At 45.7% G+C, this 18,305-nt stretch carries 17 protein-coding genes; 4 read left to right on the top strand and 13 right to left on the bottom strand.

Features of this window, described 5'->3' with window-relative positions:
* Positions 1-13: 13 nt before the first annotated feature.
* The 12 genes from NYE48_RS08785 to NYE48_RS08730 form a co-directional block, all read right to left on the bottom strand.
* On the bottom strand, positions 14-1,183 hold the full coding sequence (locus NYE48_RS08785; RefSeq protein WP_340998109.1) for a glycosyltransferase: 1,170 nt from the start codon (positions 1,181-1,183) through the stop codon (positions 14-16).
* A 26-nt stretch (positions 1,184-1,209) separates the two neighbouring features.
* Positions 1,210-2,541 (bottom strand): oligosaccharide flippase family protein, encoded by a 1,332-nt coding sequence (locus NYE48_RS08780; RefSeq protein WP_339321468.1) that lies wholly within the window; start codon positions 2,539-2,541, stop codon positions 1,210-1,212.
* 93 nt (positions 2,542-2,634) lie between these two features.
* Entirely contained in the window at positions 2,635-3,690 is a 1,056-nt protein-coding gene (locus NYE48_RS08775) for a glycosyltransferase family 4 protein (protein ID WP_339321469.1), read from the bottom strand.
* Positions 3,691-3,753: 63 nt separating this feature from the next.
* Positions 3,754-4,875: a glycosyltransferase family 4 protein gene (locus tag NYE48_RS08770; RefSeq protein ID WP_340998107.1), complete on the bottom strand. Its 1,122-nt coding sequence runs from the start codon at positions 4,873-4,875 to the stop codon at positions 3,754-3,756.
* On the bottom strand, positions 4,872-5,654 hold the full coding sequence (locus NYE48_RS08765) for an SGNH/GDSL hydrolase family protein (protein ID WP_340998104.1): 783 nt from the start codon (positions 5,652-5,654) through the stop codon (positions 4,872-4,874). The genes NYE48_RS08770 and NYE48_RS08765 overlap by 4 nt, the downstream gene beginning before the upstream one ends.
* 1 nt (position 5,655) lies before the next feature.
* Positions 5,656-7,080 (bottom strand): O-antigen ligase family protein, encoded by a 1,425-nt coding sequence (locus NYE48_RS08760; protein WP_340998102.1) that lies wholly within the window; start codon positions 7,078-7,080, stop codon positions 5,656-5,658.
* Positions 7,059-7,988 carry a glycosyltransferase family 2 protein gene (locus NYE48_RS08755; RefSeq protein WP_340998100.1) on the bottom strand — a complete coding sequence of 310 codons (930 nt, stop codon included), beginning with the start codon at positions 7,986-7,988 and terminating at the stop codon, positions 7,059-7,061. Before NYE48_RS08755 ends, NYE48_RS08760 begins: the two co-directional genes overlap by 22 nt.
* A gap of 17 nt (positions 7,989-8,005) precedes the next feature.
* A complete protein-coding gene (locus tag NYE48_RS08750) occupies positions 8,006-8,704 on the bottom strand; it encodes a sugar transferase (protein ID WP_340998098.1) in 699 nt (232 codons plus the stop codon).
* Between the two features lie 12 nt (positions 8,705-8,716).
* A complete protein-coding gene (gene galU / locus NYE48_RS08745; RefSeq protein ID WP_339321475.1) occupies positions 8,717-9,607 on the bottom strand; it encodes a UTP--glucose-1-phosphate uridylyltransferase GalU in 891 nt (296 codons plus the stop codon).
* Positions 9,608-9,797: 190 nt separating this feature from the next.
* Complete coding sequence (locus NYE48_RS08740) at positions 9,798-10,487, bottom strand: CpsD/CapB family tyrosine-protein kinase (RefSeq protein ID WP_340998096.1); 690 nt, start codon at positions 10,485-10,487, stop codon at positions 9,798-9,800.
* A complete protein-coding gene (locus NYE48_RS08735; protein WP_340998095.1) occupies positions 10,468-11,217 on the bottom strand; it encodes a YveK family protein in 750 nt (249 codons plus the stop codon). The genes NYE48_RS08740 and NYE48_RS08735 overlap by 20 nt, the downstream gene beginning before the upstream one ends.
* Before the next feature lie 269 nt (positions 11,218-11,486).
* Positions 11,487-13,448, bottom strand: a complete 1,962-nt coding sequence (locus NYE48_RS08730; RefSeq protein ID WP_340998092.1) for a glycosyl hydrolase family 28-related protein — start codon at positions 13,446-13,448, stop codon at positions 11,487-11,489.
* A gap of 178 nt (positions 13,449-13,626) precedes the next feature.
* On the opposite strand from NYE48_RS08730, the gene NYE48_RS28200 reads away from it, so the two are divergent.
* From NYE48_RS28200 to NYE48_RS08715, 4 genes are all read left to right on the top strand, one after another.
* Complete coding sequence (locus tag NYE48_RS28200) at positions 13,627-14,061, top strand: VanZ family protein (protein ID WP_445323954.1); 435 nt, start codon at positions 13,627-13,629, stop codon at positions 14,059-14,061.
* 120 nt (positions 14,062-14,181) lie between these two features.
* Positions 14,182-16,131, top strand: a complete 1,950-nt coding sequence (locus NYE48_RS08725; RefSeq protein ID WP_340998090.1) for an asparagine synthetase B family protein — start codon at positions 14,182-14,184, stop codon at positions 16,129-16,131.
* A gap of 16 nt (positions 16,132-16,147) precedes the next feature.
* Positions 16,148-16,276, top strand: coding sequence for a paeninodin family lasso peptide (locus NYE48_RS08720; protein ID WP_339321480.1), 129 nt, complete (start codon positions 16,148-16,150; stop codon positions 16,274-16,276).
* A gap of 102 nt (positions 16,277-16,378) precedes the next feature.
* Positions 16,379-17,311 (top strand): aldolase, encoded by a 933-nt coding sequence (locus NYE48_RS08715; RefSeq protein WP_340998088.1) that lies wholly within the window; start codon positions 16,379-16,381, stop codon positions 17,309-17,311.
* Positions 17,312-17,514: 203 nt separating this feature from the next.
* Here NYE48_RS08715 and NYE48_RS08710 read toward each other — a convergent pair whose 3' ends face one another.
* The gene (locus tag NYE48_RS08710; protein ID WP_340998086.1) at positions 17,515-18,303 is read right to left on the bottom strand and encodes a tyrosine-protein phosphatase; all 789 of its coding nucleotides are present in this window, start codon (positions 18,301-18,303) and stop codon (positions 17,515-17,517) included.
* Positions 18,304-18,305 lie beyond the last annotated feature (2 nt).

The raw sequence follows: 18,305 nt of genomic DNA, 5'->3' as shown, positions 1-18,305 counted from the left end.
TGGCGGTAAGCCTTTATTTCGCTGCCTGATTTGATATCAGTACTTTTCCGATTTGATCTACGATGTCGACCCTTTCGTCCGCGTAATTCATTTTGACTTGAGGAACCTCCTCTTTTTTCATCGTTTGCTTTATGGTTCTTGCCAGACTGTAAGGGTCCGGGGCTTCGGCGTTGGATATGCCCGTGATATATTCGTTCCACTCTGCAAGCCCGCCAACATTAAACACCACAACCGGTTTACCGTAACTTCGCGCTTCAGGAACTACCAATCCGGCCGGCTCGGGCAATATAGAAGGTACCACAATGACATCGGCTGCTTCATACCATTTTCCTACATCCGTGCCGGGTACCGACCCGATAAAAGCAATGGTGTGACTTAGATTTAATTCTTCGGTAAGCTGTACCAGCTTGCTTTCAAACCAACCTTTTCCTGCAATGGTGCATGTCACCTTCATGCCTTCATCCAATAAAATTTTTACCGCTTTGATCAAATATTGGACGCCTTTATTATATGAAAGCCTGCCCATGAACAATATATGGATCGGGTCATCGTTATTTTTCTCAACGATGTTTATCTCTTTAGGAAGTTCTAACACTGAGCCTAAAGAAACATCAAAAATAGTGATTTGTTCTTCCCGAATGCCTTCTTGCATTAAATACGATTTCATTGATTTGCTGATGGTGTACACCCAGTTGCATGATTTTAATGTATTCATCATCGTTTTATGCACCAATAAAGATTTAACGGCCTTGGTTGGCGAGGGGTTGGTCCCGCACCTTCTTGTATACCAGTTCTGAAGGCATTTTGCTCCGGAAGTGATATAACAAATTTCGTCTTTGTCCCGAAACAGCCGGGTTCCTGACGGGCACGGGATACTATGTACTATAGCTAAAACCGGATATTTTTTTGAAAGTTCCCTCACTAAACCAATCGTTCTGATACTGACATGCCACACGATGAGGTCCGGGTTGCATCCCGAAATTTTCTTATAGCTTGTTTCGTTGTTGTCATCCAGTTTGATGATATTTAAGGACTGCTCCCCCCAGTTATTGTTTTCCTCAAGCTCATAAACCGCCGATATGGCACGGTTTGTTTGCTCTTCAAGTTTTAACGTCAAGTTATAGATAAAGCGGCTGACCCCGCCGATCGATAACATCCCATCCGCCAATTGGACGATAACCATGCGACTTCCCCTCCCTTTTAAAAAAATTACGTCATTCCTTTAACCTTCTGTTTTTTTCTGTTCAATATATTTAACGCTTTGACCGTCTCTGCAGGTCTGATGAACAACCGCACCATTTTGGGATGTATTCTCATCATGTTCGAGGCGGCAAGCCCCTTCTTATAACTCCAATAAAACATCAAGCACCATTTCACCAGGCTTGATACAATGACCCCCAAAGGAGCACCAATATTACCTACGACGGGCAATAACAAATACATCGCCGAAATGCCGGACGCCAGTCCGACGATCTCCGCGATCGTTATTCGGTTAAAGTCGCCTTTGGTATTTAAATATGACACCAAAATACTGTGAGCGACTTTAAAGGGGGCCACCAATAAAAACGCGATAGCCATGGGAATAGATAATAAATATTCATTTCCATAGAGAACCGGGAGTAAGAAATAGGTAACGATTGAGCCGCACAAGCACACCAACATCGAGCCGTAAAACAAAAGACTATGCGTGTCTTCCACCTTTTTTGCCCGTTCTTCCTCGTTAAGATCCATCAACTTCGGCCAGAAATAGAAGCTTAAGGAACCGATCATAAGAGACGGGACAATGGTGCCGATGCTGATCGCTACGCTATACAACCCTAAGACATAACTGGACAACAACATCGAAATAACGATCTGGTCCAGTCCCCCGCTAAATACGCCCACGACAACCGTTCCAAATATTTGCACCCCTTTTTTTGAAAGCTGCCGGGAATATTGAAGCACCGATTTGAATTTCGGCTTAATCATTCGAATTAATGATATAAATAGAATCGCAAGAACAAACATAACCCAAAGATAATAGATCGTGATGTAATTTTTAACATTGTATACGTTAAATGCAATCAATGCGGACATGATGACTAATGAACCTACAGGGAGGCTGAACTTGAACAACATGATTTTCTTAAACGCATTTAAAGTTTGCAGATTCCCTACAATCCCGTCCGAAAGCACCGTAAAGGGCAACGTGATCAGCAGAACTCTTAGCAGGCTAAGTACGTGTTCCGCGTCCTCCCCCATGGCATAAGGCAAAAAGACTTCTCCTGCAACAAGTCCTATTAAACCGGCCAAAGGAGCGATGATTAAGTAGGCTCCAAGGTAATATTCCCTTTCGTTTGATGAAGTCTTTCCCATATACACGACCGCCCCCGGCAAACCGAAAGCACATAGCCCTCCGAGCAACAGCAGCCACTGATTGATGATCGCAAGCTCTCCTCTGCCTGTAGGCCCAAGGTAGCGTGCACTTAGGATCCCCGTTATAAAATTAATGACTAATATCGATAAGTTCACCGCAAGTCCCGAAAAAAAAAGTTTCTTCACAATATATGCACTCACCTTAAGGTCCTATGGTTACATTCCATGAGACGAATTGTGGACGACAACTAGGATCAAAGCTCGTTCAACAGGATGAATTCAACCTCTCTTCAGTTCCTCGTAAATTCTCAGTGTTTCTCTTGCCACTCTTTCGATTGAATAATATTCCAGTCCTTGTAAAGCTCGTTTGCGATAATGTTCTCTGACACCGGCGTCTTTTAGCATTCTTAAAATGGCTTCGGCCAGCTGATCCGGAGATTTTGGCGGAACTAACATGCCCGATTTTCCAAAGTCCAATGCTTCCGGAATGCCGTCAACATTCGTTGCGACAATCGGACAACCCGCTTCCCGAGCCTCAATCAGTACCAAGCCAAACGATTCTTTGTGCGAAGGCAGCACGAAAACATCCGCGGCCCCCATATATTTTTGGGGATGCGGCTTATAGCCCAAAAAATGAATCTGCGACTTTCTCAGGGACTCGTTCGCCTTCATTTCAAATTTAGGCCTGTCTGGACCATCTCCTAAAAGATATAAATGGGCTTCAGGACATTCCGCACCAACGATTTCAAACGCCTCGATCAGATCCTGAATCCCTTTCCGCTCATAAAGTCCGGCTACGGTAACAATAGACGGTCCTTTCAGCTGGATTTCCTCATCGGCGGCTTCTTTTCTGGGACTCCCGACCGTACCGTTCAGAACAACATGCAATTTTTGCTCTTGTACGCCTCGGCTTAACATCGATTTGGCCACCGCTTGGCTTACGGCAATGACGGAATCGCCCACTTTCATGAAATCCGCGCTTTTCTGGAACTCGTTATGTACATGGGTGACGATTTTATATTTTCGAAGTCCTCTAAAAAGACGTGACAAAAGAGCCCCAGTCATCATATGCGCATGAACAATATCCGGCTTGAACTGTTTGACCAATTTCCGATAATGATAAAAAGCCCGTACCATCTGTACCGGCTTTCTCGTTTGATCAAGCTTGTAATGCCGTATGTTGTTCCTTTGCAATAATTCGACGTACTCCCCTCCTCCTGATGCAACCGCTACGTTATGCCCGAATTTGGCTTGACTGCATGCAAGGTCTATCATAACGTTTACGATGCCGTTGCCGGATTGTTTGACATGGTTGGCTATATGCAGAATATTCAAGATATTCCCTCGCTTCATGATCGTTTATGAATACATTTCCTCAGGTTTTTGCAAGGATCGTCATCATCTTGTAGAGTGGATTAACCTTAAGTATTTTTCAGCCATGCTGCCCCAAGTGTGTTTCCGGGCAACTTCCCTGGCCCTTTTGGACATTATTTTCAGCCTCTCTTTGTTGAATAACAACTCATTTAAGATATGAACCAGCCCTTCGGTATCGTCGGGGTCTTCCATGACGACCGCCGAATCCTCCGACAACAGCTCCACAGCGCCGCATTTACTGCTCGTGATTACCGGCAGTCCCGATGCCATGGCCTCCAATACTACGAGCGAAAAGGGTTCGTATCTTGATGGAAAAATAAATAAATCGACCAGGGACATCAGTTCGGCAACATTCTTTCTGTAGCCCAGGAAATGAACACGATCGCTTAGGCCTAACGTTTCGGCTAATTTTGGATAACTGCTCTTCTCCGTATAGCCAAGCACCAGTAGGTGTATATTCTCCACCTTAACCAAAGCATGAAGGACCGTATCCAGATTTTTTCTGGAAGACCTTAAGTCTCCCGCAAACAAAGCATAAACCTTATTTTCATCCAATTGATAATCCTTCCGGCTCATCGACCTCGGATAAAATTCATCCAAATCTACGCCATTGGTAATGACAGAGATCCGCGAGGGTTCTATTTTGGCGTCTCCTGCCAATTCCCGTTTCACCTGCTCCGATACGGAAATAATATGTTTGGTGCGTTTCATGGCAAAACGCTCCAAGGATGCGTTTAATCTGTTATATATATATTGGTACAGGGTTTTCAGGTTTTTCCTTTCACGGAATGGATGATATTCCGATTTGACCCACGCGCTGTGGACGAAATGTATACAGTTGATATCCGACCGTGCATAGGTAATAAAACCGTTGACCACGGTTAGATCGATATGTTTGCAGTGACTCCATAACCAAATTGCGGACAATAACGCAAAGGCCTGATATCGCAATAATAATGTAGGAATTTTTCTCATATTGATTCGGATCCATTTGACTTGGCTGTGATTCCGCAGTTCGTCCGATAGCTCTGCAGATATTACCGTGATCTCATGCCCTTGCCTAATCGCTTCAACCATCACTTCATAGTTGACCCTTCCTTGTCCGTCTCCCTTGATTACCTTATGCGTGACAAAACAGATTCTCATAGGCTTACCTCTTTCTTCGCCATGCGACCTCCCAGCGAGTGCCCCAATATCGTGTTCAATAGTGCCCTTGCTATTTTGTCGTGCCCCAAACCGTTAGGGTGAAACCGATCTTCCAGATAGTCATTCCACTTGTGCAAATTCCGAGCGGCATCGCATACAAATACCCGATTCGCGGATTGAGGATTATTGCAAATTTCGTGAAACACTTGCCGGTACATTCGAATGGACTCCGATGCTCCCGGGAAATATTTGTCCTCAATATCGCTTGTCGCGAGCAAAATAATGCGGGTGTTCCTGTTATGGTTCAGCACATTGTGGACAAATTCCGTCGTGTGCCGTCTGAATTCCTCCAAACTCATCCACGGCTTGCCGCCAAACATTTGGATGAGCGCAACCTTGGCGCGCCAGCGAGCACCCGATTCAACCTTTTCCATGACCCTCCGGAACGTACGGGTCGAATAATATGGTCTGGGATCCATCCATCCCGGTCTTCTCCAACGCTTAGGCATCCATTTCAAATGCTTTTTCTGCACACGAGGGATCGCTTCGGTGATCCCATGAGCAAATACGACGATGTCCGGCTGCATTTCCAAGATACGCTGCTCATGCCTTTCCCTGGACTCGCTGACCTGCATCGCACTGGAACCGAAGTTGACGATATGAACGGGCTGGGCTACCTGGGCTTTGAGTTGGGCTTGCAGCAGATTGGCATAATTCGTTTTAGATCTTATGACGCCCAGCCCTTCGGTAATGGAATCTCCTATAAAAACGATTTGCATGTTACGTGTCCCTCCGCTTTGGAATCGTATGCGAAAAAGCAAACGAAATCACGAGCATTAGAATGTACCCCGATAACCCGCTGAGCACATTGCTGCCCAACAGAAGAAATAACGTAGCGCTGATAGCTGCAAATGATATAGGGGCGTAAATTTTCTCCTTTTTACTGATTTTAAATAGAAGAAAAAAAATATAGATTAACATGAAGATCACGCCAAGCCCTAATGGTAAGCCGAATAAATAAAATAAATTCAAATACCCGTTATCAAAAACCTTTAAGGTGTCGGAACTTTGCGTCAGCTTAACTCCGAGCCCTGAACTGCCTATTCCTCGCCCAAGCGGATGCGAAATGACATCCGAAACGATATTCCTGGCAAATACCAATCGTTCATTGAATGAATGGTCTTCCTCCAGTGATTCGAATGTACTTATGCGGGAAGATACCTCGTTTGCGCCGGGCAATGCCGGAAGAACAAAGACATACGCCACAATCATGAACACACTCAGGGTTAGCAATTTGACCTTGCTTTTTAAATGGGAACGAGCAAAGTATCCGAGGATCATAATGATACTGCAAATCCAGCTTACCCGAACCAATGTAAGCAACAATGCAAACCCTACAATCATGATGCCTACAATGCCAAGCACTCTCCATTTCTTCTGTACAATCATGATCGGTAGAGCGAATCCGAGGAACAATCCGGCTGGTCCGGGAGAATTCAGGAAAGAAAACAGCCTGAATTTTTGAGGCTCCGGAAGACCGACCGAATTCATCTCCGCATGGACCATCCAAAAGTGATCCCATGGCGGGAGGACCAGATATTGATATATCCCATATGCGCCGACGAGGACAGCAAGGAAAGCGTAACTTCGTAACCATCGATCCCAGACCGTACGATCGAATTTGCTGATATGAACATAAACGAATACCAGGAATGGGACGAGCAAGCTCAGCAATTCATACACGGAAGATAGGCCATATTTCAGAAACCCGAGAAGAAACCCGTATATCAACGCTGCCCCAATAATTTTCAATATCAGTCTGACTCGGGAATCCATCTGTTTAAAATGTTTAAGGATGGGGATAAGCAAAATCAGACTGACGCAATACGGCGTCAGCATGATCATCGACGTATCGTTATACGTTTTAAAGGTCCAGTCCAGAAAACGCCTTGCTTCCGGGCTGACCGTCCAGATCACGAGCGTATAGGGGATAAGATTGTGGGGGCTTTTAAAATACATATGCAGACCAAGCAACAAGCCGAGCAGCAGAAAGGCCGTCTCTAACAGTTTCATGTGCAGGGAATCAACCGAACCCGCATATCCAATTGCTGCCCCGAGCGCGACAAATCCACCAGTTCTTATCGTACCCGATAAGATGCGGGTAACGCCTTTCAGCCCCGCATTTATTCTAAAGACCCTTTCCATGTTTTCCAGCCACCCCATCTGCCTTTAAATGCCAGCGATACTTTTTTCAAAGCCATGCCCTTTTGACTCGGAAGCATCCGCATGCCCTGGACCACTCCAGGCGAAGACTTGCTTCCTACCGCCACCACCCAGATCAAAAACATGATTCGGTTCATGAACCTCATATGTTTGAGCATCGCATAGGTTTCATTATGTGCGGCATTAAAAAAAGCTGTTTCGTTGAAACTGTGACGTTGGTCTTCATCGAATCTCACGGCCGGAAAATGGTCCACGAGTACATTGGGATCATAAAGAAGTTTCCAGCCTTTCTTCTTGACAGCCTGGCTGAACTCCAGCTCATTATGAATTTGTGCCCCTGTCCCCTTAAGCTTCTCGTCGAAACTCAGCCCTCGTATTGCCTCTCTCCTAAAGCTCATATTGGCTCCCTTGAGGATATCCACTTCGCGTACGTCCCCCATACCAATATGATGATTGCCGATAATGCGCCCATAAGGCCTGATCATTCCTACCTGGCGTTTTTGGGGCGGAACCGGTTTCCCTCCATGATGGACAATATCCCTTCCGCCAACGCCGCCAACGTCAGGTCTTTTTATGTAATGTCGTTCCATGTTCAGCAGCCACTCGGGATGCGGGACCGTATCATCGTCAGTAAGCGCTACGATCGCGCCCGTGCTTTTCAAGATTCCCGCGTTGAGCGCGGCAATCATGCCGTCTCGTTCAACCAAAGCAATTTTAAGCACGTTCAAGTCAAGCGAAGACAGGTACTGCAGCGTCACATGATCCGAATTTCTAACGACAATCACTATTTCGTCGGGAAACCGGGCCTGCCTGCGTATGCCTTCAATGCAGTTCACGAGCGTATCCACTCTGTTATAAGTAGGTATAACCACACTTATTGTTAATTTCATGATTTAAACACGCTCCATTAGTAGGCCGAATTTGGAAAAATCATGATTTTGATCGTCCGGAATATGAGTTTTACGTCCAACCAGAGACCTCTACGTTCAATATATTCCAAGTCCAATGCGATCATCTGGTCAAAACTGAGGTTGCTCCGTCCACTCACCTGCCATAAGCCCGTACATCCCGGGCTTACTTTCAATCGAAGCTTATCCAAGTTGCTGTAGAGTTCGACTTCCCGGGGCAATGCCGGCCTTGGACCTACTAACGACATATCGCCCCGAATCACATTCCATAGTTGGGGAAGTTCGTCAATACTTGTCTTTCGGATCCATTTTCCGATTCTGGTCACTCGTGGATCATTTTTCATCTTAAACATCGCACCGCTGACCTCATTTTGATCCAATAGTTCCTCCAACATTTCTTCCGCGTTCGACACCATCGAGCGGAATTTAAACATTCGAAAAGGCTTTCCTCCCTTTCCGATGCGTGTCTGGTAAAACAAAACGGACGCTTTCGGGTCATCCAGCTTAATAAGGATCGATATGATTAGTAAGAATGGGGATAAGATCATAAGTCCGAGCAATGCTAACATAAAGTCCAGCAAGCGCTTAGTTCCGATGTAAATGATTTTAGGATCTGCTTCCAGGGCTATTTCGCCTGCATAACTGGGCTCCCCCTTAAACCAAACATCCGTTTCGTTCCTTTGCGGATTGGGGTACATGAATCATTCACCTCAGCGATTTATTTTGCCTAAATGCTCTCTTTCAAGAATCTTCTCCATTCCTTGCAAAAGGGGCGTTCGCAGCTCCCTGTTTTGAAGGGCAAAATCCAATGTCGTCATGATAAATCCCAGCTTTTCGCCCACGTCGTATCGCGTTCCTTCAAAATCATACGCATACACGCCTTGGCTTTCATTCAGCTGCTGAATGGCGTCGGTCAATTGGATTTCCCCGCCGGTTCCTTCCTCCAGCTGCTCCAAAAAATAAAAAATTTCAGGGGTCAGTATGTATCTGCCCATAATTGCCAAATTTGACGGAGCTTCACCTTCGGATGGTTTTTCCACAACGTAGTTCACTTCGTATAATTGTCCTGATTTCCCCAGCACGGATACGATTCCGTAACGTTGCGTTTGGTCATGCGGGACCATTTGCACGCCTATGACGGATTTCTGTACCTGCTCAAACTGCTCTGCCAGCTGCCTAATGCAGGGCGTCCGGGACTGTACAATGTCATCCCCTAATAAAACGGCGAACGGTTCGTTTCCGATAAAATTTCTGGCGCACCATACCGCGTGCCCAAGCCCTTTCGGTTCCTTCTGACGTATGTAATGAATATCTACATTCGAGGAACGGCGTACTTCATCAAGCAAATCGAACTTCCCTTTGCTGAACAAATTATTCTCCAGTTCAAATGCATGGTCGAAATGATCTTCAATGGACCTCTTGCCTTTGCCCGTTACGATAATGATATCCTCAATACCCGAAGCCACGGCTTCTTCCACAATATATTGAATCGTAGGCTTATCCACGATCGGAAGCATTTCTTTAGGCATGGCTTTCGTGGCTGGCAAAAACCGGGTTCCAAGGCCAGCTGCAGGAATGATCGCTTTTTTTACTTTTCTCATCTTCATCCTCTACCAATCATTAGTTATTCTTTAATACAAGATATATCCTGTTAATTTAGGGGGCATTTAACCCCGCCTCACATCACACCCCTGACAATCATGTCTAAGGTCGCGCAAGTGACCCACAGTGTGACCGAGTGCCTACAGTGATAGAGGTTCAGTAGACATTACCTATTTTCATGATCAGTCGTTAACCCTTTGTACCGTAGTCATCCATATAAAATATTTGTTGGTCTTCCCGATTCATTCGATTGAGCACAATGCCCAACATTCGAGCATTCACATGATCCAACTGTTCCTTGGCTTTCCGCAAATGATCCTTTTTAACCCGGCCCGTGGCGACCACCATAACCACACCATCACATAACGTACTGGTTATAACAGGGTCTGTCACAGCAAGTACGGGAGGCGTGTCAATCAGAATCACGTCATAATCCTGCTTCAGACTCTCAAGCAGTTCCCGCATAGCTGTGGAATCAATAAGCTCCGACGGATTCATCGGTACGGGTCCGGAAGGGAGCAACGATAAATAACCAACCATGGTTTCCTGGATTGCAGACTGAGCACTCGTGCCGCCTGTTAATAACGTGCTTAATCCGTGATTATTCGGCAGAGAGAATATTCGATGCAGAGATGGTTTACGCAAATCCGCATCAATGAGCAGCACCTTCTTGCCTTCGAGAGCATACGTGGTTGCCAAGTTGCAAATCGTTGTCGTTTTTCCTTCGCCTGCCAGCGCGGAGGTAACCATAATCAGTTTGGATTCATGGTCTTTGGACAAGTAGTGGATTTTTGTTCGAAGCAAACGGTATACTTCGGAGATCGTTGACGTTGGATTCACGGATACGATTAAACTTCGGTCATTGATTGAGCGCCGCATACTTGCTTTCACCTACTTTTGAATTGTGTACTGCTGCCGCCTTCTTCGTCGCCTTCAAATCTCCTTTGGTAATCTCGCCGACGGCCGTAAGAACGGGCAAATTGAGAATTTCAACGATTTCGGCTTCCGTTCTCAATGTATCGTCGAGATAATTAAGCAGAAACACGAGTCCGACGCCCAACATCAGGGAAACAGCAAAGCTGATCAAAATGTTCATCAACGGATTGAGATTAATCGGAGCAGGGGATGCCTTCGTATCCGCCATGCTTAGGATCGTGATATTATCCACGTTCATAATGTGGGGGATTTCATCCTTAAACACTTTGGACACAGCATTTACGATTGCGGCTGCCTTTGCGTAGGATGTATCCTTATATCCCAAGTTCATGACTTGGGAGTTATTCGCGGTTATGACTGAGATGCCGGCCGACAATTCACCGGCAGTTGCCTTTAATTCGGGGAATTTCTGTACCACCTTATCCATGATTGCGGATGATTTGATAATTTCTTTATAAGAATTAATAAGAAAAATGCTGGTTTGTATCGTTCCCGTATTCAGGCTGCCGTCTGCTGATCCCTTCTGATTAACAATCAGCTTCGCAGTTGCCGCATAAATCGGCGTCGTGAAGTAAAAGCTCTTGACGCAAGCCGCAGCAATCGCAACCACCACAATGACCATGATCAGCCACCATTTTTTTTGAATGATCCTAAAATATTGTTTGAGTTCCATTCTTTCGCAACCCTCCGATTAATAATGTGTGGAATAAAAATATCCACCGCATTTGTTGCTCCCAACCTAAAACGATACAATATGTATATTCACACCCCATACTCTAAGATACAATTTGTATCATGTCAAGATTATATTTTTCCTATCGCCTTTATACGTATGACGTTTTGCTTGATGTATAGGCAATGGCCATCATTAAAAAAGGTTCACTTGTTGTACAACCAACAAATGAACCTTTTTTATGCATTATGTCCATGTAGAATGACATCTCACGATACCGGAAGAATCTGCATCTGACCTTTGACGATGGATACTTGATATCTGGCGCCTGTAACGGAATCGGTTAGTATCAGCCCTTGCCCGCCGATTTCGAACGGACCAGGGACATAGTGGTGAGGATACGGGGAATATGAACCGATATGATCCCACGTTACCATGACCCCGGCAATATAAGTTTCGCCTTTCGGCGGAATAAATCCGATGCTGAATTCATATAACAAACCTGTTTTGCTTGCCAGTTCCCTTCCGCGAAGATGCTTCCAGCCCTTCTCTTTCCAAGTAGCAGCATCATTAAAAATATATTCCCCATTCTGCGCTGAAATCCGCCCGATCGACGCATAAAACGATGTGTTCGCAAATTCGGTTTCCAATATAAAATATTGCATGGCCAAATTGCGATTTGCATCCCCCTTGAATGGCAGGGATCGAGCATTGAATTTTATTCTAACGCTTGGTGAATTGGTTCCATCAGGTGTTACTTTTAATATTACCGGATTATTGCCGATGACCTGTTTCATCTCGTTGGAGATAGGTACCGGGACCTGATCCGCCGTGACTAGGCTGATGGTTCCGTTACTAACCGTCCAGTTTGACAAGATCTCGGGATTTTGAAGAAGGTTTGGAGCAGAGACGGGCATAAGCGCCCTATGCTCTCTTTCTTGCATGCGCGCCTGCAAATCAACGGAAGTGTATAGCGGCGTGAGCTTTCTCCGGATCACCGTTTCGGCTACGGACAGCCCGGAAAGATCGGATTCCTTGTCGCCCGTCAATGTATCAATATAAGCAGTGCCAAGCGCTCCTATGGCCGTTGATTTTTTCAATTTGCCCAGATCATCATGGAATACGACCGGAGCCGTAATGGTTCCGAACCAGGCTGCATACCGTTGCTTTTCGTTCGGATGCTTCAGATCATCCGGCAGCGCATATTCCCAAGCAGATGGATTATTGGTGTGCTGTGTCGTTGACCACGAAAATCCGAATCCGAACATTCTTAAATTGAGCGTGGAGGATTTTGGCAGCAATTTTATGGCTGCTTCACCGCATTGCTCAAACTGAGTATTAACGTATAAGCCGCTTAATCCCAGAACGGATGGGGCTTTATTATAATCCTCCAGTCCGCCGTCTATGCATTGATAGATTGCGTACGGGGAAAACCCAAGATGGGTCCTATGAAGGAATGCTCCGAAGCCTCCGCGATGACCGGCTGTTAGTATGGTACCCATCATTATCCCAGCAAATGCTCCTGATATGCCGCCGCCTTGGTAATAATAATCGCCAGAATTAATGCGACAATACACGCCAATCATTCCGCTCCATGTACAATCATACGATGATACATGCCCGCTCGTGCTATTAAGCAGCTGACCGACCTTTACCTGAGACGTAATGATATTCCTGAATATTGGAGTGGCTGTGCCGGCGACCTCAATTGCAGCCGCTCCAACTTGGAACATGTCATATAAGTCTTGTTCGAATAGACTCTTATTGATCCAGGTCGCAAGATTTTTTGAATTATAGCTCACAATTCCTTGGATGGAGAAATCCTCGAATACAGCTTTTATCCCGGCCTCTTTTATTCTTATGCAAGGGAGCAAGTCCGTTGCTTTATCCATGGGATCCCAAATGATCCGGGTACCTGATTGCCCGCCGTCCACGTATGGACCGACACCAAAAATGCCCCGGCTGTTATTTTCGATCGTTTGCCTGATCCGATAATTTCCTGCAGGGATAAATATTTTGTACCGCTTATTGCTCATAGCCATTGCAGCTTTGAAAGCTTCGGTATCATCCGTCACGCCATCTCCCACGGCCCCAAACCATTTGACGTTGATGCCGCGGCTTCCCATTTCTTCATCTAATAGATCAAAATTAGCGCTTAATTCTTCAGGTAATACCGCCTCATTTGCCAGCCACTTCCTCATCTTCATGAAATGCGTGCTCGGATCAGTCATGCGATCCCCTCCTTATCGCTATAGTAATCATCCATTTCAATAAATGTTCAGTACAAATTCCCAGTACGTTTGAAATAAATCCAATTCAAATATTGAAACCATTGGATAACTGCAATATAATTCTACAGATACAAAATGTATCGAATTGCATTCATTTGAGGCAAAGCGGATTCCGATCATGAAAGGAGAATCAATGCGTATGCGAATATTTCTAACACTGATATGGGCCTGCATTCTTTTTATCTTCACTTGCTCCGTCAATTTCCATATGCTGATCAAATATCAATTCATCGATTTTCAAATCAATCCTGCACCCGACTGGCTGGAACTCTTGAAGTCGGATTATCAATGGTCGGACACGGAGTGGCTTCAACGAAAAGCCGGGCACATGTTGGGATTTTTTATATTGGCGCTCCTGGGGTCCAAGTTCGGCAAATACCGGTCCGCTTTTTATCTCTCGGTTCTCTATGCGGCTGTAACCGAAATTTTGCAGTTGTATTTTTTTCGCGGCGGACGAATTTATGATGTTTTCATCGATACCGTCGGTGTTTTGCTGGCATTTCTATTTTGCCGGAATCCTTGGCATTTCCTAAAAAAATCGAAGAGCCCGTAGAAATAATATTGATTTTTAAAACAGATATTGATACATTTCGTAACATAATGTATGATATAGCCAAATGGGACGATTCTTAGTGCATTTTTACTAGGCGGTACATAATGGGGGAGATATTCAATGAGTGCGATCGCCGCTATTTACGGCTTCAATCGGGAACCCGCTTTGCCCGAACACGGGAGCCTGATGATGGAAGCAATGGACCAATATCCGGCTGACCAAAGGGCTGTATGGCAGAAGGAAAACATCATGCTCATGTGTCATGCGCAATGGGTTACTGAACAATCCGCCCAGGAAATATTGCCTTATTACGATGCGCACCGGGGTCTTGCGATAACTGCGGATGCCATCATTGATAATCGCGACGAATTAATGGAGCAATTGCAAGTGCCGCAACACGATACGAAAAGCATTACAGACAGCGAAATACTCCTGAAGGCCTATGAGAAATGGTCCGAACAAATGGTGGAGAAACTTGTCGGTGACTTTTCATTCATCCTGTGGGATGAGAGAAAACAGCTGCTTCTGGGAGCAAGGGATTTTTCTGGAGCGCGTACGCTCTATTTCCATCGCAACAAGCAGCAATTATCATTATGCACTGCGATTAACCCCTTATTGTCTTTACCTTACATAAAAAAAGAGCTAAACGACCAATGGTTGGCTGAATTTCTTGCCATTACCGGTGTCTTTGAACCCCCGGATTTGTCAACGACGATTTATAACAACATTGAACAGCTGCCTCCGTCCCATACGATTACGGTCACGGGAAATGAGGTAAGCATTCGCAGATACAACAGTCTTGCGGAAGTCACACCGCTGAAGCTTGCTTCGCCGCAAGAGTACGTGGAAGCTTTTCAAGACGTCTTTAACAAAGCCGTGACCGCAAGACTGCGACGGACCCGTCAGAACATCGGCGCTCATCTTAGCGGAGGCTTAGACTCCGGGTCGGTTGTCAGCTTCGCCGCCAGAGCTTTGGAAAAAGACAGCCGCAAACTTCACACGTTCAGTTACGTGCCTGTGGATGGATTTACGGATTGGACACCGAAACGCAGACTCGCCGATGAAAGACCCTTGATTCGTCAGACGGTACAGTTTGTGGGCAATATCGATGATCATTACATGGATTTCCAAGGAAGAAACGCCTTTACGGAGATCGATGAGTGGCTGAATATTCTGGAGACCCCCTATAAATTTTTCGATAATACGTTCTGGTTAAGGGGCATCTATGAGGAAGCCAAGCAACGAGGTATAGGGACTTTGCTTCAAGGTTCCAGAGGCAACTACAGCATTTCCTGGGGGCCTGCGATCGAATATTATACGAAACTCATGAGGAAGTTCAGTTGGCTTCGCTTATCGCGTGAGGTTCGTTTGTACAGTAAAAATGTCGGATTAGGACGAAGATATGTTTATTCCACCATTTGCCGTAAAGCATTTCCCGTACTCGGGAATTTGAAAGCAACCCCGGCTCCAATAAAAATTCCGCAGTTAATTAATTCCGATTTTGCAAAACGAGCCGGCATTTACGAAAAACTCCATGATGACAAATTTACCCGAATTGGTTCGACGCATGATCTGCCTTCGGATCCGCTTGAAGCGAGGAAACAGCATTTTCACCGTGTGAATATGTGGAGCACGACGGGAACCGTTGGATGCAAGCTCTCTCTTCGTTACTCCGTATGTGGCCACGACCCTACCAATGACCTCCGGGTTATCCGGTTCTGCCTTTCAACTCCGATGGATCAATTCGTGCATGACGGGATGGATCGGGCATTGATTCGCCAGGCTACGAAAGGCCGGCTACCTGATTCTATTCGGTTGAATCAACGAACAAGAGGCATTCAAGCAGCCGACTCGATCCACAGAATGTTAGACGATTGGCCGGCATTCGTCGGCGAACTTAACCGTTTGCGCCGCGACCCGCGAATGCAGCAAATCTTAAACATGCCTGTCCTCGAGCAGGCCATAGAAGAAGCTCGCCAAGGCATTGACATCAATCAGGCCTACGGGACGTCCATAAAATTATTAATGCGCAGCCTAATTCTGCACCGATTTCTCGAAAAAAACTTTTGAAAGGAGGTGAATACAAATGAAAAAAGAATGGACAGCACCCGCTTTGGAAATTCTGGATATCAATATGACAATGGCCGGCCCTGGAGAAACGACTCCGGACGCGGTACAACCCGATCCCGACGAGCACGTACATCATACATCCTAGTTAGTACATAAAGGCATGTTTTTTCAAGGGGGGAAACTCGATTACACCTTAACAGGTATATGGGTTACCCCCTAATTATTTATTGGTATTGGGGTGAAAGCATTGTTTCAAACGAAAACGAACGACGCGTATACCGCCTTCGGGTATTCCATTCAAAGCGTGATCCCTTTTCCGGAACTTCGAAAGACCAGCTCATTATCCGATACACCTGATATATCCATTCGGTACGGTGATTTGACGCATAAACGGACGGAGCTAATGAAATCACCCAAGAAGATTTCGGTTGGAAAAGATGAGGTCGTATTTCATATACCTCATCAGGCCACATTCTCGGTTGAAAAAGGAACGACGATCACCATCTCGCCTGAGCAAGACGCCGACGTCGATATTATTCGATTATATGTACTGGGCACATGTATGGGCGCTATTTTATTCCAAAGAAAAATACTCCCCTTGCACGGCAGTGCAGTTGTCATCGATGGTAAAGCTTACGCGTTTGTCGGCCATTCCGGTCATGGCAAATCAACGCTTGCTTCCGCTTTTCTGCAACAAGGGTATAGGCTGATAACGGATGATGTCATTGCTTTGACCCTGGATGACTGCAATAACCCTTTCGTGACCCCCTCCTATCCGCAACAAAAGCTGTGGCAGGAAAGTCTGGATGCTTTTGGCATGAACTCGAAATTATATCGTCCATTGTTCGACCGTGAAACGAAATTTGCCGTTCCTGTCCACTCCTATTTTTCGGAAAACGCCGTTCCTTTGGCTGGTGTATTCGAACTCGTGAAGATGGATTGCCAGCATGCCGAAATCCGTGCCGTGACGAAGAATCTAGAACGATTGTCGCTTTTGTATCGCCATACATACCGTAATTATATTCTTTCGGAGGGCGGGCTTACAGCATGGCATTTCGAAACGACGACCCGACTGTCGGCAAACGTCAGCTTTTACCAACTTCGCCGCCCAGTACACGAGCAAACGGTAAACCAGCTGGCAGACATTGTATTAGATGCCATTAAAGATTCATGCGAATGACGGCAGTCTTTTTGAGGATTCCCTTTGTTCGGAGAGACGGATGGGTACAATAGCCACCGAAACAAAGTCAGAAAAGCAGTAATGTCATCTTCATGTTCATGAACAAAAGTCATGGAGCAACGGCTTCGAGGCTATGCCCAGGCCAATCCACGACTTTCGGAAGAATCCATTTGCGGTTGATCTATTTACATTCAAGGGCCAAGTTACGTATTAGGGCTAGTAATTTCATCATCTCTGCAGATACTTTCTATTCCGGACTGTTGATGATGCAAGCTGGTCATTGTACTTCCATAAATTAATTTCGCTGCATGTTCCTGCAGTATCTTCATATAAGAAGAACCACACAATTGTTTAATTGCTTCATAACCTTCTTGGAAGTGAAAATTCCGCAATGACAAATTATGTGCATCACTGCCTACCAAGTGAATCCAGTGCTTCCGGCACAGGTAGGATGCCGTTTCTTGCACGTTCCGGCCAAAAACGCCGATCAAGGATTGGGTTGTAACCTGCAGCCTAACTCCGTAATTCTCAATCCAGTCAAGCACTTGATCCGGGTTGTCGATAATTTCAAGATTCCTTTCAGGATGAGCAATGACCGGATGGATGCCATGATGTTTCATGTAGGTGAAAAATTCGTAAAGACAGCCGGGGATCATGCGGGAAGGAAGTTCGACGAGCAGATAAGAGCTTCCGGCAAGCGTCTGAAGCCGTCTCGCCCGATGTTCCGCCCGAAAAGAATCCGTTAGGCGGTACTCCTGTCCGGGGAGAATCCTCAGCGGAATGTTATGTTTCTTCAGCTTGCCATTGAACAGACCTACTCTGCGTTGTATTTTTCGTGCCGTATTGTTATACCTTTTCGCGGTATGATGGGGCGTGGCAATGATCGTTTGAATTCCATCCCTTACTGCAGAAGCGGCCATGCGCAAGGCAGCATCCATGCTTCTTGGGCCGTCATCCATGCCGGGCAGGATATGACAATGGGTATCAATCATCT

The organism is Paenibacillus sp. FSL M7-1455 (genome assembly GCF_038004655.1).
GTDB lineage: Bacteria > Bacillota > Bacilli > Paenibacillales > Paenibacillaceae > Paenibacillus_AQ > Paenibacillus_AQ cookii.
This window is presented reverse-complemented; position numbering and strand designations above follow the sequence as displayed.